Raw genomic sequence first — 21975 nt, 5'->3', positions numbered from 1 at the left:
CGGCTACCCCTCGCCGTCGGGGTACTCGCGGTCCAGCAGCATCCGGAAGGCCGACTGTTCGGCGACCCGGAGGTGCTTGTTGAAGGTCGGCTGTGAGACGCCGAGCAGGTCGGCCACCTCTTCGCCGCTGGTCTCGCGCGGCCAGCCGAAGTAGCCCGCCGAGTACGCCGTCTCGAGGGCCTCCCACTGGCGGTCGGTGAGTTCCGCCTCGAGGGCGTCCTGGAGTTCGAACAGCGAGCGGATGGTCCGCTCGCGCTGGCGCTGGGCGACGAGGTCGGTGTCGGGATACCGCTCCTGGAACCCCTCGACGAGCGCTCGAACGTCGGTCCCGCGGGGCGCCTCGACCACCAGCCGTCCGTCACCGCCCTCGGCGGTGGCTTCGCGGACGACGGCGCCGTACTCGGTGAAGACGGAGCCGAACCACGTCGGCGCCGACACCTCGACGAGGCCACCCTCGGCGTCGTCGTCGGCGCTGACGACCTGTGCCGTCTCGACGCTCGGGGCGGCGTTGGCCAGGTCGGAAACCGCGTCGGGCGACGCGCCCTCGACGGCGTAGAACATCGAGAACGACCCGCCGGCCCGCCTGATGGTGCGCTCGAGCCCGATGCGGCAGTCCGCCGTGGTGGCCCCACGCACCATGAACAGTCCCTCGTCCGACACGCCGAACTCGAGTTCGGTGGTTCCCTCGGACTCGAGTGCCTGCTCGCGCTCGATGACGGTGATTGCGTACCCGATGGAGCGGCCCAGTTCCGCGAGCACGTCCCTGGTCGCCTCGTCGAAGGCGTCGGGTTCGGCCGACGCCACCGTCAGCACGCCGTGGGTCGTGGTCTCGTATCGGACCGGCACGGCCACGACCGACTGGATGCCGTGCCGGAGGGCGTGCTTTCGCCACCGGCCGGCGGCGACGCCCGTCGCGACGTTCCCGACGGCCCGGTGCCCACCGGTGCGGTAGGCGGCGACGGCCGGGTGGTCGCCGGCGCCGTCCTCGTCAGACCCGACGACCCCGGACAGCCCGTCGACGTAGGCCTCGGTGCCGCCGGCGCTCGTGCGCACCGCGAGGCCGTCGTCGCCAACCGTCGGCTCCGCGACCCACACGAGGTCGTGACCGTCGACATCGACCAGGCGCTCGCAGACGGCCTCCTCGATGCCGGCCCGGGAGGACTGCTCGACGGTCGCCTGCTCGATGTCGCGGATGATGGTGTTGAGCTGTTCGAGCCGGTCGGCGCGCTCCTGCTGGCGGCGGAGTTCCTCGGCCCGCTCGGCGAGGGCCCGCTCGCCGGCAACGTGGTTCAGCGCCGCCTCCAGCGTCGCCGCCAGTATCTGGGCGAGTTCGACGTCCTCGGCGTCGAACTCGTCCCGGGCGGCGCCGACCAGCATGACGCCGTGAGAGCCGAGCGGGAGGACGATGTCGGGGTCCGGCACCCCCGGGCCGTACACCTCGGTCGTCGGCTCGGAACTGGTGACCGCCTCGCCGTCGACGAACACCTGCCACGGGAGCGAATCGCCGGGGCCGAAGGGCGGCGGGTCGACGTCGAGCGCCTCCAGTCGGTCGGTCAGTGCGGTCGGGACGAGCGTCCCTGTCTCCTCGTCGTAGCGGTACGCCGACACCAGCGGGAACCCGAGCACCGCCTCGGCGGCCTGGACCGCCTGCCGGCAGGCGGCGTCCCGGGAGTCCGCCTCGGTGAGTTCACGAGTGGCCTCGTGGAACGTCTCGAGAGTCCGCTCGCGCTGGTGGCGCTCGGTGACGTCCTTCACGACGCCGACGAACTGGTTGGGCCGGTCCGTCTCGTCGAGGATCGGGTAGCCGGTCGCTTCCACCCACCGGACCTCGCCGTCCGGGCGCTGGATTCGGAACTCGAACTCGTAACTGTCGGCCGGGTCGCCGGCCTCGATGTCGGCGAGCATCGCCTCGAGATTGGCCACGTAGTCGTCGCGTTCCGCGGGATGAATCGCGTCGATGAACGTCCGCGGGTCCGCCTCCAGTTCCTCGACCGGCCGGCCGTAGACGTCGGCGTACGCCGAGTTGACGTACGTCACCTCGGTCAGGTCGGCGCTAGCGAGGTAGATTACCTCCTCGACGCGCTCGGCGATGGTCCGGAACCGCTGTTCGCTCCGCCGGCGCTCGGTGACGTCGCGGTGGATGGCGACGGTCAACTCCTCGCCGCCGATGACCGCCGGTGTGACTTTCACCTGCAGCCACCGCCGGTCGCCCGCGCTGGTCTCGGCCCGCCATTCGACCATCTCGGGGTCGCCCGTCTCCGCGACTCGTCGGTGTATCTCGGCCCCCTCCTCGGAGGTGTACCCCTGCTCGGTGACACTGAGTCCGTCGACCCCCTGCTTCTGGACGGCATCGAGGCTCCCGTAGCCGACCATGTCGAGGTACGCCTCGTTGGCGTCGACGATGTCGAGCGTGTCGGGGTCCATGACGACTATCGCGTCCTGCACGCCGTTGAATATCTGCTCGAACTCGTGTTCGCGGCGCTTGCGCTCGGTGACGTCCCGGACGCGTCCGACGATTCGGTCGACCACGCCCCCGTCGTTCTCGATCGGAAACCGGCTGACGGAGACCCACCGGGTCTCGCCGTCCCGCTGGATGCGGTACTGGCCGTGGTAGCGGTCGGCCGGGTCGCCGTCCTCGACGTCCGCGACGAGTTCATCGACGTCGTCGCGGTACCGGTCGCGGTCGGCCGGGTGGGCGGCCTCGACGAACGCCTGCGGGTTCGCCTCGAGCTCCGCCGCCGGCCGGCCGTAAATCTCCTCGTAGGCCGGGTTGATGTACAGTATCTCGGAGAAATCAGCCGTGGCGAGGTAGATGACTTCGTCGAGGTGGTCGGCGATGAGCCGCAACCGGCGCTCGCTCTCCCGGAGTTCGCGCGCCTGCCGCTTGCGTTCGGTGACGTCGCGGATGCTCGCGAGCACGCGCTCGGTGCCGCGAAGTTCCACCGTGGTGAGGTGGACCTCGCCGACGAACGTGGTTCCGTCCTTGCGCTTTCCCTCGAACTCGAACAGCTGTGGTCCGTCCTCGCGGGCCCGCTCGATGTTCGCCATCGCCCGGTCGAGCGTGTACTCGGGGCCGCCGGAGATGATGCGCTCGATGCTCCCCCCGACCAGTTCCTCCCGTGCGTATCCCGTCAGCGCACAGTACCGCTCGTTCACGTCGCGTATCTCCCCCGTGTGGGGGTCGTGGACGACCAGGGCGTCCGAGACGTTCTCGAAGATGTCCTGATAGGCCCGCTCCAGTTCCCGGCGCTCGGTGAGGTCGCGGACGCTCGCGAGCACGCGCTCGGTCCCGGAGAGCCGTACCACCGAGAGGTTGACCTCGACGGGGAACGTCTCGCCGTCCTTGCGCTGGTTGCGCCACTCGAACAGTTGCGTTCCCTCCTCGCGGGCCCGCCCGACCATCTCCCGGGCCGCCTCCTCGCCGTACTCCTCGCCGGGGGCGGTCACCAGCCCGATGTCCTCGCCGACGAGTTCCTCGCGGCCGTAGCCGTTCATCTCGCAGAACCGCCCGTTCACGTCGAGGACCTCGCCGGTGTCCGGGTCGTGGACGACCAGGCCGTCCGAGACGCTCTCGAACACCTCCCGGTACGCCGCCCCGGATGTCGCCGAGACGCCGCCCGCGGACTCGCCGGTCGTTTTCCCCGCAGGGTCGCGCCCGTCCCCCGTGGCGTCTCGCACCCGCTCGACGACGAGGGCACACTGGCCGGACGCCGCCGTTCGGGGAAAGACGTCCGCGACGCCGGCGTCGACCGCGGCCGCGATAGTCTCGGCATCGGCGGCGTCCGCCAGGAAGACGACCGGGAGGTCGGTTTCGGTGGCGAGGCGGTCGACGGTGGCGGCCGGCGCCTCGAGTCCGCCGCTCACCACGACGCCGTCGGCGTCCGCGGCGGCGCGCTCGACGAGGGTTTCGCCCGGGGCCGCCCGGTCGGCGGTGACCGCCGTGTCGGCAGCCTCGAGGCCCTCGGCGACGTCGGCGGCGAACGACTCCGCTGTCGCGGCGACAAGAAGGTACAGCGACCCCCCACCCTCCGTTCTCATGGAAGGCAGGTCTGGGTCCACGGTGTTGAACATTTCCCCGAGAGCGGCCGATAGCGGGTGTCCCCTCCGGACCGCGCGGCGATTTTCGCCCCCGGCACGAGCGCGACCCGGCTATATCTATAGCCCCCGGTCGGCGCTGGGGAAACGCCTGTAGCGACCAGGTTGGAGGGGAGTCGGGAAAGAGATACCCCTACGAATGAAACACCACATGCTGACGGCCCGGCGGGGCCACGCCACGACCACCCCGACACTGGGCGCGATACTGTTCGTGGTGGCCGTGTTCGCGTCGACGGTACTCGCGTGGGTCGCGGTGGCGACGGCGCCGGTGCTGGTGGCGGGCCTCCTTGCCGGGGGCCTCCTGCACCGGGTGGCGCGCCGGGGCTACGCCACGGCGCTCCGCGCCGCGACGACGACGTATCGAACGGTCGACCGTCTCTTCGCGGAACGGCCTCCGCGGCTCTGGGCGGGTGAGTGACGATGGCGTCACAGCGCTCCATCTTCCCCGTTCGAGACGAGGTCGACCGCGAGGTGCCGTCCCGGACCCTGTCGCTGGCCGAGGCCGGCGACGTCGTCGAGGCGCTCACGAGCGAGGTAGCCCGGAAACTCGTCGACCGCGTCCACGAGGAACCCGGAACCGCTTCGGACCTCGCGGCGGCCGTCGACACGTCACTGCAGAACGCACAGTACCACCTGAATAGCCTGCAGGGGGCGGGCGTCGTCGAGGTGGTCGACACCTGGTACTCCGAGCGCGGCAAGGAGATGAACGTCTACGCCCCGACCACGGCACCGCTGCTCATCGTCGCCGGCCGGCCGGACGGCGAGGCGGCGGTCCGCCAGGCGATGTCGGAGTCGCCCCCGGCGGACGAGGGGGCCGACGGCGTCGCCGTGCGCTCGGACGGCGGGCCCGACGCTGCAGTCCAGAACCCCCGGTGATACCATGACGGGTTGGCGCGACGCGCTCGGTAGCGAGGGGTCGACCGTCGACTGCATCGCCTGTGGCGAGACGCTCGCTCGCGAGGACGCCCGCGAGTACGACAGGTACGGCGACCGGTGGGACCGGGCCGACAAGCGGTTCGAGTACCTCTGCAAGCCCTGTTACGACGAGCAGTGTCACCTCCCCCGGGACGGCCTCGAGGAGACACTGGTCGAGGCGGGGGCCGGCGACGTCGGCCGCCGCGCGTTCCTCCGGTCGTTCCGCCGACTCGACGCCCGCGAGGCCGGCGCCGACTCCGAGGAGTAGTCTCACCCGACGCCTGTGGGCCCCGGACCCGTCCTCCCGCCGGCATCCGAGCGATTGCGACGGTCGGCAGGTCGTGGCCGGCCGGCGAGTTGGCGGTCCGCTCGATACTCGAGGGTCTCCGGACCTCCGACGTACCATACTCCCGCTCAGTCCTCCACTGAACCACCCTCCTCACGTTCGTGGACCCAGACCGTCGAAATTCGGGTCCCCTCAACGCCCGTCACCTCGACGACGTACCCGTCGACCTCGACGCAATCGCCACGTTCTGGCGCACGGTTGAGTCGTTCGAGTACCAGTCCACCGACCGTTTCGACCTCTTCACTCGTGAGGTCCCCCTCGAACATATCGTTGATTTTCGACAACGGGACGCCGCCGTCAATCTCGTACCCGTCATCGTCACGCCGGCGAATCGAGGGTTCACGTTCGTCCACATCGAACTCGTCCTGGAGGTCTCCCACGAGTGCCTCGACGACGTCTTCGACCGTTGCAATCCCCTCGAACGCGCCCCACTCGTCGATCACTGCGGCCACCTGCTGTTGCTCTTCCCTGAACTGTCTCAGGAGATCGCTCAGTACCATCGTCTCGGGGGCGATGACGACCTCGCGGGCGATGTCCCCGACGAACTCGGCGTCCCCGCTCTCCACCTCAGCCCGTAGTACGTCCTTGACATCGACGAATCCGATCACCTGGTCGCCGTCGTCGGCATCGAGAACTGGATAGCGTGTATGACCAGTCTCGAAGATGGTCGACTGGAGGTCGGAAAGCGGGGTATCAGCCGAAACGCTCACCACGTCCGGTCGTGGAACCATGACCTCTCGCACCACGATGTCGTCGAGATCGAAGACCCGCTCGATCATCGTCACTTCCGCAACGTCGATGTCTCCTTCCTCGCCGGACTGAGTCAGTACTCGAAGGAGTTCCCGCTCGCCGAGCGTCTCGTCCGTTTCGGAAGCGGGTGGCACGCCGAGTGCTCGCGTGAACGCGTTGGCAGCCCCGTTGAAGACGACGATCCCCGGATAGAGGAGATAGTAGAAGACCTTCATCGGCGGGGCGAGAAACAGGGAGAGTCGCTCGGTCTGGGCGATTGCGAGCGTCTTCGGCGCGAGTTCACCGAAGACGACGTGGAGGAACGTGATGATACTGAAGCCGATTGCGAAAGCGACGAGATGGATGAGACTCACCGGGAGAATCGGTTCCAGTACGGGCTCGATGAGCGCCGCCACGGCTGGTTCGCCGACCCACCCCAATCCGAGCGAGGCGATGGTGATGCCGAGTTGCGTCGTCGCGAGATAGTCGTCGAGGCTCTCCATCACTTCTTGGAGGGTTTCCGCGCCAGGGCGGCCCTCCTCGGCAAGTTGTTCGACCGATGTCCCCCGTATCCGTACGAAGGCGAACTCCGAAGCGACGAAGAAGCCGTTCAACACCACCAGCGCCAGCGCAAGGAGGACTTGCGCCAGCGAGAGCGCGACGTTCACCATCGGTGGGACTGGAAGCCAGGGCTGTTCGATTGTCGTGTGTGCATATCCCTGTATCTCGTTCGATCTACTAAAACCAGCACATACCGATCAACGACTCGATCGATGGGTGTGGGAACCGTTCTATGGCACCCCCATCCGCTACTCTGATCCGGATACGGACGAGAACGAACAGTTCCACGCCTGAAGGACTGCGATAGCTTACGGGCCCTCGATGGTCGTCGTTGCGAGTGCCTGCGCGAGGAGTTCGAGGTCGTTCCGGTACTCGAGCGTCTCGAGCCACCGGTCGGGAAGGGAGTCGGCACCGAACCGGGCGCCGGCGACCGCCCCCGCGACGGCGCCGATGGTGTCCGTGTCACCGCCGCGGTCGACGGCGGTCACGATGGCCTCCTCGGCGCTGTCGGCCGTCAGCGCGTCGTGCAGGGCCGTCTGTAGCGTGTGGACGACGTAGCCGCTGTTGGGGAGCGTCCCGGCGTCGACGCGGTCCGGCACGAGTCGGAGCGTCTCGACGAGTTCGTCCGGCGCGTCGCCCTCGACCCGCCCGAGTGCGCCCGGAAGCGGCGTCTCCTCGCCCCGGAGGTAGCCCGCTATCGTGCAGTTCAGCACCGCACACCCGTACGTGCATCGCGGGTCGTAGTGGGTGATCGCCGAGGAGAGTCGACTCGCCCGGACGAGCGGGTCCGGGTCGTCGGCGAAGGCGATGGCGTGCGGCGCACACCGCATGACGCTGCCGTTGCCGGCGTTGCTCCCCTCGGCGCGATGCTGCCAGACCTCGCGTCCGGCGTCGCGCCACGACCGACCGGTGCCGTACTGGCGGAGGGCGTCGGCGGTCATCAGCCCGACGTCGAGGGGATCGCTCTCGTACCACTCGTGGAACCGGGCGGCGATATCGTCCCCGTCGAAGGCCTCCCGCTCGACGAGGCTGCGTGCGATACACAGCGCGAGGTCGGTGTCGTCGGTGACGGTTCCCGCGGGCTGACCGTGCGTGCCGTACTCGAGCATCTCCGAAACCGTCCCGAACTGGTCGGCGATGGCCGTTGCGGAACGGAACTCGACGGGCCGGCCCAGCGCGTCGCCGCAGGCGAGCCCCAGGAGCACGCCCGTGGCAGTATCCGGTGCGTCCATGGAGTCGTCCCTGACGAGACGCCTCCACTTGTAGGTCCGGGTGCAGTTGACGGTCCCCGTGGGAGCGGCGTACGGAACGATACCTCGATACTACCGTGCCGACTCCCGAATGGATCCGGGACGTACACCAGCATCTCGAAACCCCACGTTAACCGCAGCTTTCAGGGCATCAGCAGATAGTTCGCGCTGAATTCGGTCTGGCGGTGGACTTCCGGCTCTTCGCTCGTGTCTCGCGTGAGGTAATTGTATTAATTTTAGCATTTCGGATATATACTCTCCAGATAGCGATCTTCCAGATAAAATTTCAAACAATTATAGTGCAGAACACCGATATTTATTATCAATCCACCTATACGGACATCGCCACATACCGGGAACATGCATCGTCTGCCGGCCACCATTCGGACGCTCTGTCTGGTGCTCGTCGTCGTGCTCACCGGCTGTTCCGGTGCCGCTCCAGTATCGGAAGGGCCCGACACGACGCCGACAGCAGCAGGGCCGACGACCACCACGACCGCCACCGGCGGCACCGTCGCGGTCCACAACATCAACGTCGGGCAGTCGACCAGCACGCTCGTCGTCGGGCCGACGGGCGAGACGATGCTCATCGACACCGGTGACTTCAACGACGACGGCGAACTCGTCCTCGCGTACCTCCAGCGGCACGACATCGACCGCATCGACCACCTCGTCGTCACGCACAACGACGCCGACCACATCGGCGGGAACGCCGCCGTCATCGAGTACTACGAGACGGAGGCGGACGGCATCGGCGCCATCCACGACCCCGGGATTGCGGCGAGCACCAACACCTACGAGGAATATCTCGACGCCGTCGAACGGCACGACGTCCGACTGCTCGAGACCCGTGAGGGCGACCGCATCGACGTCGAGGGCGTCGACGTCCAGGTGCTGGGGCCGTCGGAACCGTATCTCGCGGACGGCGCGCGCAACGAGAACAGTATCGTGCTCCGACTCGAATACGGCCGGACGAGCTTCCTGTGGACCGGCGACGCCGAGGCCCAACAGGAGGCGTATCTCGTCGAGCACTACGGCCCGCAGTTGAATTCGACGGTGTACAAGGCCGGCCACCACGGCAGCGGGAGTTCCAGTAGCGGCCCACTACTGAATGCCGCGTCCCCCGAAGCGGCCGTTATCTCGAGCGCATACCAGTCCCGATACGGCCACCCCCACGAGGAAGTACTGCAGCGGCTCGCCGACCGCTCGATTCCCGCTTACTGGACGGGCGTCCACGGCAACGTCGTGCTCGTGTCGAACGGCGAGGGCGTCTCGATTCGCACCCAGCAGGCGGCCACGACCGACCCGCTCACGTTGCGTGATGCGCCGTCGGTGCAGCCCGGCTCGACTGTCCCGGTCGAAGAGCGGGCGCGCATCGGGGCGGCGCCGACAGGGGCCGAGACGGCTGTCGCAACGGACGGCGGGACCGACACCGACGCTGGAACCGGGGCGTTGGTCCTCGAGACGATTAACGCCGACGCGGCCGGCGACGACCGCGAGAACCTCAACGACGAGTACGTCGTGTTCAGGAACGCTGGCGACGACGAGTTGGACCTCGGCGGCTGGACCGTCCGCGACGAGTCCGGGAAGACCTACACGTTCCCGGATGGGTCCACTCTCGAGGCCGGAGCCCGTGTGACGCTGCACACCGGTGACGGCACCGACACCGACACGGACCGCTACTGGGACGCCGGTCGGCCCGTGTGGAACAACGGCGGCGACACCGTCATCGTCACGAACGCTGATGGCGAACCGGTCCTCAGGGAGGAGTACTAGCATGATTCCCGACGGCACCTACACGGCAGTCCTCGACCGCATCGAAGATGGCGTAGCGACACTGCTCCTCGAAGAGGACGGCGAGGACGCCCACCAACTGGACGTCGATCCGAGCGTGCTTCCCGCGGACGCCCGGCACAGCGACGCCGTGCTGACCGTCGAAATCGACGACGGGGAACTCGTCGCGACGAGTTACGAGCCCGAAGAGACGGACGAGCGGCAAGAGTCGGCCCAGAGCCGGTTCGACCGGCTGTCGGAACGGGCGCCGCGTGACGACGAGAGCGGGTAACTCTGGAGCGTTCGCCGGGAGCATCGCCGGGCGAGCGTCGCCGAGGTGGAGCACCGAGACAGCGTCCGCCCGTGACCCGTTGTCAAACGCCGGCACAGAACGGCAGAAGCTCTTTTCAGTGATTTCCCGATGAGCGTTTATGCGACGACGTCGCCTTCTGAAGGCCGGCCTCTCGGGGGCCCTGCTCGCCGCGGGATCGAGGCCGGCGGCCGCCGAGGGCGTGACCACCACCGGCGAACGCATCGAGACGTGGGACGGCAAGGAACTGGCGGCGACCGTCTACGACCCGCCCGGCGACGAGCAGGTACCGGCGGTGCTGATGACCCACGGCTACGGCGGCACGAAGGCCGACGTCTCCCGGGAGGCGACTCGCTACGCCGAGAACGGCTACCTCGTCGTCGGCTACGACTCCCGCGGATTCGGCGACTCCGAGGGCGTCTCCGGCTTCAACGGCCCGAAGGAGGTCCGGGACGTCTCGGCGCTCCTGGACTGGCTGGCCGCTCAGGACCGCGTGCTGACGACCGGTCCCGACGACCCCCGGGTCGGCATGGACGGCATCTCGTACGGCGGCGGCATCCAGTTGAACGGGGCGGCCTTCGACGACCGCATCGACGCCATCGTTCCCCGGATGACCTGGCACGATCTCGTGTACGCCGCCGCCCCCCAGGACGTCATCAAGGCGACGTGGGACTCGTTCATCCTCGGCGCCGGTGCGCCGTCGGGCTACGGTCTCCGGACCGGCGACCCGACGCTCTCCGGTCCCGACCCGCGACTGTACCGGTTCGTCGCCGAAGCGGTGGTCCGGAATCGGATGCCCGAGGAGGCGCGGGAATACTTCCGGGAACGCTCGGCCCCGAAGACCCGCATCGAGGAGATTCGGACGCCAACGCTGCTGTTGCAGGGCTGGCCGGACAATCTGCTGTCGCCGAATCAGGCCATCTGGACGTTCGAGGGACTCCGTGCCCAGGGCGTCGAGACCGCACTCGGGCTGTATCCCGGTGGCCACGACGACAGCGAGTTGGTGACGGGCCTCTCGTCGACCGTCCGGTCGAAACTCGACGAACTGTCGCTGTCGTGGCTCGACCGCCACGTCAAACCCGGTGGTGGGCCGCCATCGGCCGTTCCGGACGTCTCCTACCACGTCGCCGGCGCCGACGAGTGGCGGACTGCCGAGGAGTTCCCGCCCCGCCCCGCCGAGCGGACGGCGCTCGACCTGTCGGCGTCGGCGGCGACCGACCGGACGCCGCTCGTGAACACGGCGGCCCCGACCTCGCTCCGGGGGCCGTCGGGGTCGCTCCTCGCCGAACCGAGCCTCGACGCGCCGGGGTCGTCGGTCGGCTTCGAGTTCGAGGCGACCGCACCCGTCGAACTCGTCGGTCGGCCGCGGCTCCGTCTCCCCGTCGAACCGCTCGGCGGCGACGCACACCTGTTCGCGAAACTCCACCACGTCACCGGGGGAACGGCGCCGGTCATCTACGAGCAGGTGACTGCAATGGCCGTCGACGACCCCGCGACGCTCGACGAGGAACTCATCGCCGTCCAGCAGGACTTCGCGGCCGGCGACCGACTGCGGCTGACGCTGTCGACGACCGACAACGGCTACTTCACCTCGCGGGAGGCGACGGGCATCGTGCTGTCCCACGCTGCGGCCGACGACGCGACGCTGTCGGTGCCGCTCGTCTCGGCGGCGGACGAGCCGTTCGAGCCGGTCGCCGCCACGCCGGGATCGTTCGGGTAGTCGTCGCCGAAGTCCGCGCCCTCGCGTGGAGGATCATCGAGTCCGATAACGACCCATTGACATCCTCCTCCGCCTGAAGGCGGAGGAATCCCGAGCGTTGGGATATTAGGGTTTGCAGTCTCCCTGTTCTCTCGGTGTGAACCGTCCGCTCTCGCGGTCGAACAGGTAGACTCCGGGCTGTGCCAACCAGCCGTTACTCATATCCCCGGTTGGGGGACTCTGAGTTATCTTTCGTCGGATGTTCACCGCTCCGTTCACGTCTGCGTTCATCGTCGTCTCGCACGACGAACAAACGTACAGACCACGCTCCACACGGTTGCTATCTCGAATCTGCCCGCAACACGAACACGTCTTAGAGGTGTTCTCCTCGTCAACGCGGTCAACGAGGATACCGTGCTCCTCGGCTTTGTATTCAAGCAGACGGGCGAATCGGTCGAACTCCCAGCCGTGCAACTTCTTGTTCCCCGACGCTCCCCAGTCCCGTGACCCGCCGTCGTCGTCCTCTCGAATCTCACTGAGGTCGCCAACTGCTATCTTCTCCACGCCTTCTTCGACACACCGCTCAACGATGTGTTTCGAGAGCGTGTGGAGGAAGTGGTCTTTGCGCCGGGAGAGTTTCCGACGAGCCTTTCGTGCACGCTTGCTTGGGCCGTTCTCGCCTTCGGTCTGGTACTCCTCGCGGGTGAAGTAGTGCTTGTCCTCTTTCAGCACATTCCCCGGATACAACTCCGAGGGACCGTCCCCGTAGTCGATGGCGAGGTAGTTAGTGAACTACCCCTGCCTACTCACTCACGGCTATGCCGTTCGTTCCTTGAGGCAGGGGCTTCCTGTTTCCACGACGGAACTTGCAGACACTTCATGGATGGCATCCGTGTCCACAGCGGTTCCAGTCTCCGCAGGCGTTGCTTCGGAGTGAACCACTCCTAGCTTCCGCAAGCCCCGTTCCCAGACGTTCAACGCGGCATTATAGTCACGGTCGGTTTCAAAACCGCAACTCGGGCATGAGTGTTCCCGGACCCACAACGGCTTCTCGGTTTTCACACCACACTGATTGCATTCTTTCGTCGTGTCTTCCGGGTCAACTTCCACGACGTGACACCCACGCTTGTTACCGTGGTGTTTGAGAATAGTGATGAAGGCTCGCCATCCAATTTCGTGGGTGTTCCGACCGTTCTTGTCGTCTTCAAGCAGTGACTTCACGTTGAGGTCTTCCACAAACACAGCGTCGAACTCGCTGGTGTAGAACGCCGCAACCTTATGCTTGAAGTCCAGTTTCTTCTGCCGCATCCGCTTATGCACTTCAGCCACCGTCTGTCGCTGTTTTTCCCAGTTGTTCGACCGGTGTTCTTTCCGGGAGAGCTTCCGTTGTTCCCGCTCCAAGCGTTCACGGTCACTGGATAAGTCGAGACGACTGATTTGGCGTCCATCAGAGTCATGGATGAAGTTCGTGATGCCGAGGTCCAACCCGACAGTATCCTCGGTGTCAATCTCGTCGGGGGCCGGTTTCTCAGGTGCGCCTTCTTCAATGTTGAGGCAGGCATACCATGCACCCGTCTGGTCTTTTTTGACCGTGACGGTGTTTCACGTCAACGTCGTCTGGGAGTGGTCGATGGAGCCGTATCGGAACGTCGATGGTGTCGCCGTTGACTTTCTTGAGTGTCAGGAGTCCACGTCCATTGGGGCCACTCTTCTCATCGAGTTCGAAACCCCGTTGGCGATACGTGAAACTCCGATACTCCTGTGGCGCTTTCCAGTTTAACGACCCAACCGAGTAGCCTTTCTGCTTGAGTTTCCCGAGGTTTTCGATGTTGGTGGCAATCTGCTCAACAGCCTGTTGAAGGACTGTCGAGTAGATGTTCGTCAGATCAGTCCACCAGTCTTTCAAATCGGGGATCTCATCTCTGACCTGTGTGACGCGCTGTTTGACAGTGCCCTCGGTTTCGGGTATCCGGTTGTAGCGGTACAGACTGTGGTTGTAGAGTTGTCGCACGGTGTCACGCACCCAGTCCAGTTGCTCCCGCTGCTGACTGTCAGGAAACAACCGATACTTGAGTGCGTAATCCATGCGCCGTACCTCGATTATCCACCTGTAGAAACTTAAAGATAAGCATCCCTCGCAGGGCGATTCATCCCCACCCTACTCGCTCCCATCCGGTCGCTCCTTGAGGGTGGGGGCTTCTCGCCCAATCTGCTAACCGATCCTGGTTCCACGCGTACTCAAACACTTGATGGACGCGACGCACACGGGGACGAATACCGGATTCTTCGTACCCGATACCTCTGGCAGGGGACTTACCCTTAGTGCGGAGGTATTCGACGAAATCCTCGCGCAGATCCGAGTAGAGAAGCTTCTGCTGGAAATTGAGATGAGAGACGCTCTCGGAAGAGAGATATTCAAACTGAATCTCCGAGTCCGCGCTCATGGATTATCCCAGGGGGTGAGTCTAAGAAAACGAGTCGGCGTGTGAGTCAACTTACACGCCGAAACAATTTTATAGCGAGTTGATCCCAGATCGGAGATACCCGTTAGACACTAACGTATATACGTGGCAATGCCAAAGTCATAGTGAATGACAGACGAGAAATGGAATCACCTCAATCGACCACTCGGCTACGAGATTGCGACTCTACTCATGGATGCGGAATTGTCATTCTCTGAAATCAAGGACAATCTTCCCTACAACGACGTAGCTGACAACGAGCTGAACCGGATTCTAAAAGAGGAAGAGACCGAGGCGGATATCTTCACCGTCCCGAAGACGAGAGGCAGAAAGAAGCACACGCTCAATCTGCAGTTGTTCTCCGAAGAGGATCTTGAGAAGATTCGGGCGCGAGCACGAGCACGAATCATCGACAATCTTTTTGAAAAAGGCCCGAGCAATCCGTCGAAAGACGAAACAGTGGAATCACATACGGATGGACCGAATATGGAAAGCCGTTTCCATTAGTTACCCCATCCTATCGAGCGCATCCTGCCGGTCCTCGACTGGCGTCTGATCGTAGCGCATCGTCGTGCGGGGAGATTTATGCCGAAGTTGTGACTGTGCGGCGGCGAGGTCCTCTTCTCTTACCATGTACGTGCCGACTGAGTGCCGTAGTGCGTACCAACTGAGCCGTCTCGTCTCTGTTTCGATCCCCGCGATGTCACAAAGTCGCATGAGGACGTGCTTCAACGCCCCCGACCCGTAGGTGTTCCCCTCACGCGTGAGCCACAGTTCGTCTCTGTCGTCGTACATCGGGTACGCCTTCCGTTCCTCTAACCACTGTTCGAGCATCGTCGCTGTCCGCTCTTTCAGGCCGACAGTCCAGTTCTCATAGGACTTCGCGCTGTCTTCCATCGGAATGCGTAGGACACAGTTGTCAGCATCGACCCACGACGGTCGGGCGCGCTCGATTTCCACTGGACGGAGCCCTGCGTCAAGGCTCGCCCATACGATCGACGGGATTTTCCAGCCGTTGGCTCGCTCCCAGTCGGCTGGCACGACTTCGTCCTTCGGCTTTTCAAACCGCTGTGCGAGGTGGGTCCGCCACCGATCCCGCTCGGCAGGGCTCAAATTCGAGTACGACGGAATGCTTCCGTATTCGAGAGCAGCCTCTCGAATCTGTGTTCGTTCCTCGCGGGTGAGGTAATCCCGCGGTTGTGAGGCACTGCTATCGGAGAACGTTATCGACGGCTCCCATTCTGCACCGCCGCGCTCGTGGTGCCGCCATTTGAACAGCGACCGGATTGCCTTCTGGCAGTTGGATTTGTGTGCACCGCTCCCGTCTTGCTGTGCCAGATAGTTCATCCACGCGTCCGCGTGGTCGGGGGTCACATTCAGAGTGTAGCCGTTTTCGCGGTCCCAGACCCATCGGTAGAATTGACCCATGCGGCGCGATCGCGTCTTGACAGTGCTGAGCGCGTATCCGTCGTGCCTCTCCGGGTCTTTCCCGGATGTGAGTAACCACCGGAGGCACGCTTCGCGCTCGGCACGATAATCCTGCAGTTGTCTGGGGTTGAGGTATCGCTCCGTGGGCGATAACACGAGCGTGACCTCGTTCAGATCACTCATTCCCCAGTCACCTCTTGTGTTGATTGTGGATTCTCCTGACCGGGTCGCACATCCCTCGTTCGTGCGAATCGGGGTGGCGGCCCAACAGCGATAATCGCCCGACAACGTCGGGGTGGTCGATTCGTTCTGATTTGGATGGCCTGCGATTGTGGCGTCATAGTCACCTCGTCACAGACCAAAACCGCAGGACATCGAGAGGATTCGATGCGCCGTCCGGGAATTGAACCCGGGCTAGTGGCTTGGGAAGCCACTGTCCTACCACTGGACCAACGGCGCGCCCGTCGCTGCGAGCGACGCTACCGCCCGCCGCCACTTGAACGTAGCGCCTCGCACCCGTCCCCGAAAACGGACACACGTCCAGAACCGGGGGGTCCGACGGGGGTTATTAGTTCGGAGCGGCCGTACAGCGCCTCGATGACGGACGCCTCGCCGCTACTGGAAGAAACGAACGTGGACCTGCTGCTCTCCGAACCGGAACTGGAGACCCGCCGCGAGCACATCGTCGAGTTCGTCGCCGAAACCGTCGAGAACGCGGGTGCGGAGGGGGCCGTCCTCGGGCTCTCGGGAGGGATCGACTCGACGACGACGGCCCACCTCGCCGTCGAGGCGCTCGGCAGCGACGCCGTCCACGGCCTGCTGATGCCGAGCGAGGCCAACGCCGACGCCGACGAGACCGACGCCGAACGGGTCGCCGAGAGCCTCGACATCGAGTACGACGTCATCGACATCGACCCCATCGTCGAGGCGTTCGTCGAGGCAGCCCCCGACCACGCGGCCGACGACCGGATGGCGCTGGGCAACGTCCGCGTGCGGACCCGGGCCGTGCTGAACTACTTCGTCGCCAACGCCGAGTCGCGGGTGGTGCTCGGGACCGGCAACCGCTCGGAGGCCGCGACCGGCTACTTCACCAAGTACGGCGACCAGGCCGTCGACTGCAACCCCATCGGCAACCTCTACAAGTGCCAGGTCCGGCAACTCGCCCGACAGCTCGGCGTCCCCGAGGACCTCGTCACCCGGACGCCGACCGCCGGGATGTGGGAGGGCCAGACCGACGAGGCCGAGATGGGCCTCGGCTACGACGAACTCGACGCCATCCTCGCACTGTACGTCGACGGGCCGTTCTCGAAGTCTGCGACCCGGCGGACGCTGGGCGTCCCCGAATCGGCAATCGACCGCGTCGCCGAACTGTACGAGAAGAGCGCGCACAAGCGCAACATGCCCCCCGCGCCGGAGCCGCTGTAACCGTCGCCGTCCGCCTCAGGCCTCGCGGACGACGATGCGGATGTGGTCCTGGTCCTTCAGCACGTAATCGGGCGGGACATCGTTGCCGTTGACCTGGACTACCACCTCGTACCCCTCGCCGTCGACGTACGTCGTGCCGTCCCAGGTGACAGCGTCGTCCTCGACACCGATTCCGATCGTGCTCATCCCGTACTTCAGCGTCATCCCGGTCGCGTGGGCGTGCCACCGGTCGTCCGAGCGGCCCTCGAAGTGGAATCGCGGGTACTCCTGGGGGTTCTTCCAGACGGATCGGGAGAAGTCGAAGGTGTCGCCGGTAATCGTTACGTTGATCGTCCCGTGGTAGTGGGCACTGCCGGCCTGACCGATACTCGCCCCACCGCTGCCGCCGGCGACGAAGACGACGTAGCCGACGATGCCCGCCGCCGCGAGCAGGACGACGCCGATGGCCACCGGCCCGGTCGGGAAGCCGCTGCCCTCGTTGACGTCGTCCACGCGGCGCTTGTCGATGGGGCCGAGTTCGTCGTAGTGTTCGGAATCGAGGTGTTCGAGGTGCGCCTCCTCGCTGTCGTGGGAGGCCCCACAGTAGTCACACTCCGGCATGTTACCCCCCTCTACCCGGTGGAGGGTTTCAACGCTTACGGTGACTGAAGGGAACGGCGCTCAACCGTCGAACTCCCGTAGTTCGGCGGCGTGCGCCGAGACGAGTTCCTGGAAGGCGGCGACCTCGGCGTCCTCGCGGGCCGCCTTCGACCCGCGGTCCCGGAGGCGGCGCTTGAGGTGTGTCATCGCCAGGGCGTCGTTGTCGGCCAGTTCCTCGGCGACGGCGCGGGGGTCCTCGACGACGCGGGAGACCAGTCCCATCCGGAGCGCCGCCTTCGCGTCGACGACTCGCCCCGACAGGGAGAGGTCCAGGGCGTCGCCGAGGCCGACGACCTCCGGCAGTCGGACCGTCCCGCCCCAGGCGCCGAACAGCCCGAAGGTTGCGCCGGGTTCGGCGAAGGTCGCCGCCGGCGTCGCCACCCGGAGATCGCAGGCCAGCGCCAACTCGACGCCGCCGCCGCGGGCCGGACCGTCGATGCCGGCGACGACGACCGCCTGGGCCGACTCGATGGCGTCGGCGGTCGCCTGGCCGAGACGGACGAACGGCTCGACGGCGCCCTCGTCCCCGTCGGCGACATCGGCCGCCACGTCGGCGACCACCGAGCGATCCGCCCCGGCACAGAACGCCTCGCCGGCGCCGTGGAGGTACACGACCGGCGCGTCGGCACCCGTCACCGCCTCCGAGAGCGCCTCGAGTCCGTCGGGCGTCAGGGCGTTGCGCCGCCCCGGCCGATCCAGCGTCACCACCCGCACGCCGCCGTCGTCCTCGACCCGTATCATACCGGCGGGACGTCGCCGTTTCCAAAGGTCTTTGCCATTGCCGGCCCTACCGGACGACAATGGAGGAAGCCGCCGCTGTCCGGCGGGCGGCGTCCGAGGCGACCGCGGACGTCGTACCGGGGGAGCTCCGCGAGACCATCGAGGACCACGTCGCCGACGGCTCCGTCGTTCCCGGCGTTCTGACCCTCTTGAGCGCCCGCGCGGTCTCCGGCGACGACCCCGACGGCCTCGCCGAACAGGCCGCCGGTGTCCAGTTAATCTACGACGGCCTGCGGCTCACTCGCCGCCTCGCCCACGCGAACCCCTGGCGGGAGAGCGACCCCAGCGCGACCGTCGCCGCCGACGGCGACGGCCGCGACCGGACCGACCGCGACGACGCCGACATGGCCATTCTGGCGGCCGACGTGCTCGTCTCGCGGGGGTTCTACCTGCTGGCCCGGACCGAGGCCGCCGACGACGCCGTCGCCGTCGTCCGGTCGTTCGGCCGCGACCAGACCGACCGCGAGACCGCCACGGCCGACCGCGCCGCCGACATCGACCGCCGCCTCGAGACCGACATCCTCGAACTCGCGGTCACGACCGGCGTCACCGCCGCCGGCGGCCGGACCGACGACGCCGCCGGAATCGCGAGCGAGTTCACCCCCGACGGCCCGCGATTCGACGCCGTCGACGCCTTCTTCGACGACGCCCGGCGCGAACGGGTCGCCAGCCTGTCAACCGATGGCGGGCGGGCGCTGAATCGAAACGATTAACGGGGCAACCCGGCTACCTCGGAGTGCCTGCCTGGGTAGCTTAGCGGTAAAGCGCGTCCTTGGTAAGGACGAGAGCCCGGGTTCAAATCCCGGCCTAGGCTTCAGCCCTTTACATTAAAGCCCAAAACGACATTACCATCGTAACAATCCCGTCCGGGGAGTGGTAGAATATCCTACAAGCATTAGTATGTTCTATGGGCAAAAAGTAAGCCATCAGTCCCAATATTGGGGGTCTCCAAGCGTCCCGGCAGGGCACCTCCATTTGATGTTTGGTCAATAACTGACAGCACCTTCGGAGTCCTGCAATTCCATCTCATCTTGTGGTGCCTTCTCTCTGGTCTGCATCCGCTTGGGGACGGCGTAGGTGAGTCCTCGGCCGGCGATCGCCTTGAGGACGTGCTGGCTGTCGAACTCTCTGTCCATGAGCACCCGGTCGACGCTCACCATCTCCATCGCGGAGTCGAGGAGGTCCTCGACGATCTCTAGGCGGGTATCCCCTTTTTCCACGGGACAGATGTCGAGTACTAGCGGGACGGACTCACCGACGAGTTGGACGGTCGCCCACTGGTAGGCGTACTCGTCAGAACTCTCTTTCGTGCCGATGATCTCGTCTTCATGGCCCGTGCGGTCGCCGGTGAATGGGTCGGCCTCGGTCGTGTCGATCGCGATCGACCGCCTGGAAGAATTCCCGTGTTTCGGCAGTCCGTTCGACGAGTCGGGTAGCAGCTTCCCGGTACATCTCGCGGATCCGCTCGATGGAGAGGTCGCGGATTCGATCGCGGTGGTTGTGATCCAAGGGTGTCCGCTCGCGTGTTGAGTCGACGGTGAAACTCCGCGCGCCTTCGTTGACCGCGAGGTTTTCGCGCAATCCGAGATACGTCTGCAAGTCCCAGAAAGCGTTCTCGTGTATTTTACACCCTCTGCCTCTGTCGAGCGAAAACGCGGAGCGAGTGAACTGCGCGACGTGGTCGGTGTACTCGCTCGTCCACTCGAGTGGTGTCAGGTCCTCGGTGGACGCATCGTCGTGATCGTCTCGTCTCCGGCGGGGCAGTTTTCGCTCGGGCTCTCGGGGGGTAGCGACGTCGGCGGTTTCTGCTTTGAAGAGTATTGTCCGCGCTGCGGTCGTGACGAGCTCCCGGAGCTCGCTGGTGAAACGGTACTGCCAGGTTCGCCACAGCGTCGACTGGTCGGGGACTGTCTGGAAGTCTAATCGGTGACGGAGCTCGCGATAAGTCTGGAGATGAGTGACGAGAGCGGTTTAGTGTGCCCAGCCGTGGAGTGCTTTGATCAAGAACGCTCGGAACAACTGCTCCATCTCGTACCGTGTATGGCCGGCATAGCGGTTGTGAGTGTCGAAATCGACGTAGGTCAACGGCGAGTGGCAGACAAATTCCTCGACGGGCTCGTGAGCATCGTGGTCGAACCACACGCTTGCGAGGACGTGGACATCTTCGGCAAGCCCGCTTGTCGAGTTGCGGTCGTACAGGGGGTATCCGTTTAGGCGGGCCAGGTATAAAACGAGGTTGGGGTGAGACCCCGGAAGATAGCACGACACGAGGCGAGGCTGCTTCCCATCTAGCCGTTGATAAGGCTCCAGCATAGTAGTCTTGTCCTGTCGATATAGAGAGATACCTGCGGTAGTAAATGGAGATGCCTGGCCTCGGAACCAGCGCGTTGCTTTTGTACCTCAGCTATAGTAATCTCCAGAAGTATCTACTCACACTCCTCTCTGAATCTCTGAGGGCGGACAGGAAACGCCGGTTTTCGGCTGGTTGCCCTGCAAAGACTTCCAGATTCTACTATAGGCTTGTGTCGCCAACTGGCCGATCGTCACCGAAGACGGCGGCGTCTGCCCTTACAACCAGCGCTGTACGAGTGAAAACGCCTTTTCGCAATTGAAAGAAGATGGCGGCGAGAAGCTGCACCCTCGGAGCTGGCACGGCATTTCCGGGTGCTCGAACGGAAGTGCGTCATTCACAACATAGTGTGATGAACGCGTAGACCAGTCCTTCTCGCGGCCTCCACGATGGCGGAGTAGTTGACCGCCGGTTACGTCGGAACGGACGATTCGATCCGGAGTCGGGGACTCATGCGGACTCGTCGGGGTCCGCCTGTCGGTTCCGAACCGCGAGCCACGAAAGGTTCCCGAGTTCGGTGACGAGAAACGCACCGACGGACGCGAACAGCGTGGAGAGACCGAGGAGTTCGACCCCGACGAGATAGAAACCGGTGAATTCGACAGTGGCTACGACACAGGCTGTGACTGTCCACGCGACTGCAGTCCGCGCCCGGTCGTACTTCGACCAGTATTCGTCGTAGGCAGTCGGGACTCCGACCCCGAGCGTCATGAGAAGAAGGAAACTCCCACTCAGTCCAGGTTCATCGAACACCCATCGGAAGCCGTAGGCAGTCGGGACCCCTACGAGTATCGCCGTGAGGATCGTGAGGTTACGCTGGGTCGTCATCCACTCCCGCATGCCCAGCGATTCGCTCGTGGAGGGTATATGTGGTGACGTTCCCGCCGCGGCCAGAAGTATATTAAGCCCAGTTTCCGACCCTGAGATCCTGTTGTCCTTTTTATCGCCTGTGGGATACTCGTGTCGCACATGAGCGACGGTAGCGATTCCGATCGTACCGCCGAGTGGTTCGACGACCGCTCTCGAACTGACGCCCGTCCCGAGTTATCGCGCGTTGAGGCGATCCCGGACGCCGACACCGAGACGGTCACGTTCGCGTGGCGACGGCCCGAGGACGGCGAGACGACGACCGCATGGATTACCGCCGACGCCGATATCGTCGTCAGCGGGTCAGACATGCAGTGAGGGCGGACCCGAGCAGTCCGATCCGCTC

General features: G+C 65.2%; 19 protein-coding genes, 2 tRNA genes and 3 pseudogenes. 13 read left to right on the top strand and 11 right to left on the bottom strand.

Annotated elements, in window-relative coordinates; genetic code table 11:
* Positions 1–3: 3 nt before the first annotated feature.
* Complete coding sequence (locus NLF94_RS03950; RefSeq protein ID WP_254840164.1) at positions 4–4038, bottom strand: PAS domain S-box protein; 4035 nt, start codon at positions 4036–4038, stop codon at positions 4–6.
* A gap of 196 nt (positions 4039–4234) precedes the next feature.
* Here NLF94_RS03950 and NLF94_RS03945 point away from each other — a divergent pair, with 196 nt between their 5' ends.
* From NLF94_RS03945 to NLF94_RS03935, 3 genes are read left to right on the top strand one after another with little or no spacing between them, the layout of a single operon-like run.
* Entirely contained in the window at positions 4235–4513 is a 279-nt protein-coding gene (locus tag NLF94_RS03945) for a hypothetical protein (RefSeq protein ID WP_254840163.1), read from the top strand.
* A gap of 2 nt (positions 4514–4515) precedes the next feature.
* Positions 4516–4971: an ArsR/SmtB family transcription factor gene (locus tag NLF94_RS03940; protein WP_254840162.1), complete on the top strand. Its 456-nt coding sequence runs from the start codon at positions 4516–4518 to the stop codon at positions 4969–4971.
* Positions 4972–4975: 4 nt separating this feature from the next.
* Positions 4976–5278: a DUF7562 family protein gene (locus NLF94_RS03935; protein ID WP_254840161.1), complete on the top strand. Its 303-nt coding sequence runs from the start codon at positions 4976–4978 to the stop codon at positions 5276–5278.
* A 146-nt stretch (positions 5279–5424) separates the two neighbouring features.
* Here NLF94_RS03935 and NLF94_RS03930 read toward each other — a convergent pair whose 3' ends face one another.
* Entirely contained in the window at positions 5425–6756 is a 1332-nt protein-coding gene (locus NLF94_RS03930; RefSeq protein WP_254840160.1) for a hemolysin family protein, read from the bottom strand.
* 198 nt (positions 6757–6954) lie between these two features.
* Positions 6955–7878 (bottom strand): ADP-ribosylglycohydrolase family protein, encoded by a 924-nt coding sequence (locus tag NLF94_RS03925; RefSeq protein ID WP_254840159.1) that lies wholly within the window; start codon positions 7876–7878, stop codon positions 6955–6957.
* Between the two features lie 378 nt (positions 7879–8256).
* Between NLF94_RS03925 and NLF94_RS03920 the strand changes: the two genes are divergently transcribed.
* The 3 genes from NLF94_RS03920 (at position 8257) to NLF94_RS03910 (ending at position 11699) form a co-directional block, all read left to right on the top strand.
* Complete coding sequence (locus NLF94_RS03920) at positions 8257–9672, top strand: lamin tail domain-containing protein (protein ID WP_254840158.1); 1416 nt, start codon at positions 8257–8259, stop codon at positions 9670–9672.
* 1 nt (position 9673) lies between these two features.
* Positions 9674–9961 (top strand): DUF3006 domain-containing protein, encoded by a 288-nt coding sequence (locus NLF94_RS03915; protein ID WP_254840157.1) that lies wholly within the window; start codon positions 9674–9676, stop codon positions 9959–9961.
* A 139-nt stretch (positions 9962–10100) separates the two neighbouring features.
* Positions 10101–11699 carry a CocE/NonD family hydrolase gene (locus NLF94_RS03910; RefSeq protein WP_254840156.1) on the top strand — a complete coding sequence of 533 codons (1599 nt, stop codon included), beginning with the start codon at positions 10101–10103 and terminating at the stop codon, positions 11697–11699.
* Positions 11700–11804: 105 nt separating this feature from the next.
* Here NLF94_RS03910 and NLF94_RS03905 read toward each other — a convergent pair.
* Both NLF94_RS03905 and NLF94_RS03900 read right to left on the bottom strand, forming a co-directional pair.
* Positions 11805–12467, bottom strand: a pseudogene (locus NLF94_RS03905) (RNA-guided endonuclease InsQ/TnpB family protein); the annotation flags it as partial.
* A gap of 27 nt (positions 12468–12494) precedes the next feature.
* Positions 12495–13764 (bottom strand): annotated as a pseudogene (locus tag NLF94_RS03900) (RNA-guided endonuclease InsQ/TnpB family protein).
* Positions 13765–13927: 163 nt separating this feature from the next.
* Between NLF94_RS03900 and NLF94_RS03895 the strand changes: the two are divergent.
* Together NLF94_RS03895 and NLF94_RS03890 are read left to right on the top strand one after the other, a co-directional pair.
* Entirely contained in the window at positions 13928–14167 is a 240-nt protein-coding gene (locus tag NLF94_RS03895; protein ID WP_254840154.1) for a hypothetical protein, read from the top strand.
* 102 nt (positions 14168–14269) lie between these two features.
* The gene (locus tag NLF94_RS03890) at positions 14270–14647 is read left to right on the top strand and encodes a hypothetical protein (protein WP_254840153.1); all 378 of its coding nucleotides are present in this window, start codon (positions 14270–14272) and stop codon (positions 14645–14647) included.
* Here NLF94_RS03890 and NLF94_RS03885 read toward each other — a convergent pair whose 3' ends face one another.
* Positions 14648–15751, bottom strand: a complete 1104-nt coding sequence (locus tag NLF94_RS03885; protein WP_254840152.1) for a tyrosine-type recombinase/integrase — start codon at positions 15749–15751, stop codon at positions 14648–14650. It abuts the gene before it with no gap.
* A gap of 205 nt (positions 15752–15956) precedes the next feature.
* Positions 15957–16027, bottom strand: a tRNA-Gly gene (locus NLF94_RS03880).
* Positions 16028–16165: 138 nt separating this feature from the next.
* Here NLF94_RS03880 and NLF94_RS03875 point away from each other — a divergent pair.
* A complete protein-coding gene (locus tag NLF94_RS03875) occupies positions 16166–16993 on the top strand; it encodes an NAD+ synthase (protein ID WP_254840151.1) in 828 nt (275 codons plus the stop codon).
* Between the two features lie 15 nt (positions 16994–17008).
* On the opposite strand, the gene NLF94_RS03870 is transcribed toward NLF94_RS03875, so the two are convergent.
* Entirely contained in the window at positions 17009–17593 is a 585-nt protein-coding gene (locus NLF94_RS03870) for a hypothetical protein (protein WP_254840150.1), read from the bottom strand.
* Positions 17594–17653: 60 nt separating this feature from the next.
* Positions 17654–18373 (bottom strand): enoyl-CoA hydratase/isomerase family protein, encoded by a 720-nt coding sequence (locus tag NLF94_RS03865; protein ID WP_254840149.1) that lies wholly within the window; start codon positions 18371–18373, stop codon positions 17654–17656.
* A gap of 59 nt (positions 18374–18432) precedes the next feature.
* On the opposite strand from NLF94_RS03865, the gene NLF94_RS03860 reads away from it, so the two are divergent.
* Together NLF94_RS03860 and NLF94_RS03855 are read left to right on the top strand one after the other, a co-directional pair.
* A complete protein-coding gene (locus NLF94_RS03860) occupies positions 18433–19125 on the top strand; it encodes a DUF7114 family protein (RefSeq protein ID WP_254840148.1) in 693 nt (230 codons plus the stop codon).
* 29 nt (positions 19126–19154) lie between these two features.
* Positions 19155–19226 (top strand) — tRNA-Thr (locus NLF94_RS03855).
* A gap of 172 nt (positions 19227–19398) precedes the next feature.
* Here NLF94_RS03855 and NLF94_RS21050 read toward each other — a convergent pair.
* On the bottom strand, positions 19399–19632 hold the full coding sequence (locus NLF94_RS21050; protein WP_434085384.1) for a hypothetical protein: 234 nt from the start codon (positions 19630–19632) through the stop codon (positions 19399–19401).
* Between the two features lie 1349 nt (positions 19633–20981).
* Here NLF94_RS21050 and NLF94_RS03845 point away from each other — a divergent pair.
* Positions 20982–21115, top strand: a pseudogene (locus NLF94_RS03845) (IS5/IS1182 family transposase); the annotation flags it as partial.
* A gap of 97 nt (positions 21116–21212) precedes the next feature.
* Here the strand turns inward: NLF94_RS03845 and NLF94_RS03840 are convergent.
* Positions 21213–21602, bottom strand: a complete 390-nt coding sequence (locus tag NLF94_RS03840) for a DUF7987 family protein (RefSeq protein WP_254840147.1) — start codon at positions 21600–21602, stop codon at positions 21213–21215.
* A gap of 129 nt (positions 21603–21731) precedes the next feature.
* Between NLF94_RS03840 and NLF94_RS03835 the strand changes: the two genes are divergently transcribed.
* The gene (locus NLF94_RS03835; RefSeq protein ID WP_254840146.1) at positions 21732–21947 is read left to right on the top strand and encodes a hypothetical protein; all 216 of its coding nucleotides are present in this window, start codon (positions 21732–21734) and stop codon (positions 21945–21947) included.
* Positions 21948–21975 lie beyond the last annotated feature (28 nt).

This window comes from Natronomonas marina (assembly GCF_024298905.1).
Taxonomy (GTDB): Archaea; Halobacteriota; Halobacteria; order Halobacteriales; family Haloarculaceae; genus Natronomonas; species Natronomonas marina.
This window is presented reverse-complemented; position numbering and strand designations above follow the sequence as displayed.

Excerpts from the sequence above, each read along its gene's own strand:
- NLF94_RS03950 (WP_254840164.1), bottom strand. The coding sequence starts at position 4,038 with ATGAGAACGGAGGGTGGGGGGTCGCTGTACCTTCTTGTCGCCGCGACA.
- NLF94_RS03945 (WP_254840163.1), top strand. The coding sequence starts at position 4,235 with ATGAAACACCACATGCTGACGGCCCGGCGGGGCCACGCCACGACCACC.
- NLF94_RS03940 (WP_254840162.1), top strand. The coding sequence starts at position 4,516 with ATGGCGTCACAGCGCTCCATCTTCCCCGTTCGAGACGAGGTCGACCGC.
- NLF94_RS03935 (WP_254840161.1), top strand. The coding sequence starts at position 4,976 with ATGACGGGTTGGCGCGACGCGCTCGGTAGCGAGGGGTCGACCGTCGAC.
- NLF94_RS03930 (WP_254840160.1), bottom strand. The coding sequence starts at position 6,756 with ATGGTGAACGTCGCGCTCTCGCTGGCGCAAGTCCTCCTTGCGCTGGCG.
- NLF94_RS03925 (WP_254840159.1), bottom strand. The coding sequence starts at position 7,878 with ATGGACGCACCGGATACTGCCACGGGCGTGCTCCTGGGGCTCGCCTGC.
- NLF94_RS03920 (WP_254840158.1), top strand. The coding sequence starts at position 8,257 with ATGCATCGTCTGCCGGCCACCATTCGGACGCTCTGTCTGGTGCTCGTC.
- NLF94_RS03915 (WP_254840157.1), top strand. The coding sequence starts at position 9,674 with ATGATTCCCGACGGCACCTACACGGCAGTCCTCGACCGCATCGAAGAT.
- NLF94_RS03910 (WP_254840156.1), top strand. The coding sequence starts at position 10,101 with ATGCGACGACGTCGCCTTCTGAAGGCCGGCCTCTCGGGGGCCCTGCTC.
- NLF94_RS03895 (WP_254840154.1), top strand. The coding sequence starts at position 13,928 with ATGGACGCGACGCACACGGGGACGAATACCGGATTCTTCGTACCCGAT.
- NLF94_RS03890 (WP_254840153.1), top strand. The coding sequence starts at position 14,270 with ATGACAGACGAGAAATGGAATCACCTCAATCGACCACTCGGCTACGAG.
- NLF94_RS03885 (WP_254840152.1), bottom strand. The coding sequence starts at position 15,751 with ATGAGTGATCTGAACGAGGTCACGCTCGTGTTATCGCCCACGGAGCGA.
- NLF94_RS03875 (WP_254840151.1), top strand. The coding sequence starts at position 16,166 with ATGACGGACGCCTCGCCGCTACTGGAAGAAACGAACGTGGACCTGCTG.
- NLF94_RS03870 (WP_254840150.1), bottom strand. The coding sequence starts at position 17,593 with ATGCCGGAGTGTGACTACTGTGGGGCCTCCCACGACAGCGAGGAGGCG.
- NLF94_RS03865 (WP_254840149.1), bottom strand. The coding sequence starts at position 18,373 with ATGATACGGGTCGAGGACGACGGCGGCGTGCGGGTGGTGACGCTGGAT.
- NLF94_RS03860 (WP_254840148.1), top strand. The coding sequence starts at position 18,433 with ATGGAGGAAGCCGCCGCTGTCCGGCGGGCGGCGTCCGAGGCGACCGCG.
- NLF94_RS03840 (WP_254840147.1), bottom strand. The coding sequence starts at position 21,602 with ATGCGGGAGTGGATGACGACCCAGCGTAACCTCACGATCCTCACGGCG.
- NLF94_RS03835 (WP_254840146.1), top strand. The coding sequence starts at position 21,732 with ATGAGCGACGGTAGCGATTCCGATCGTACCGCCGAGTGGTTCGACGAC.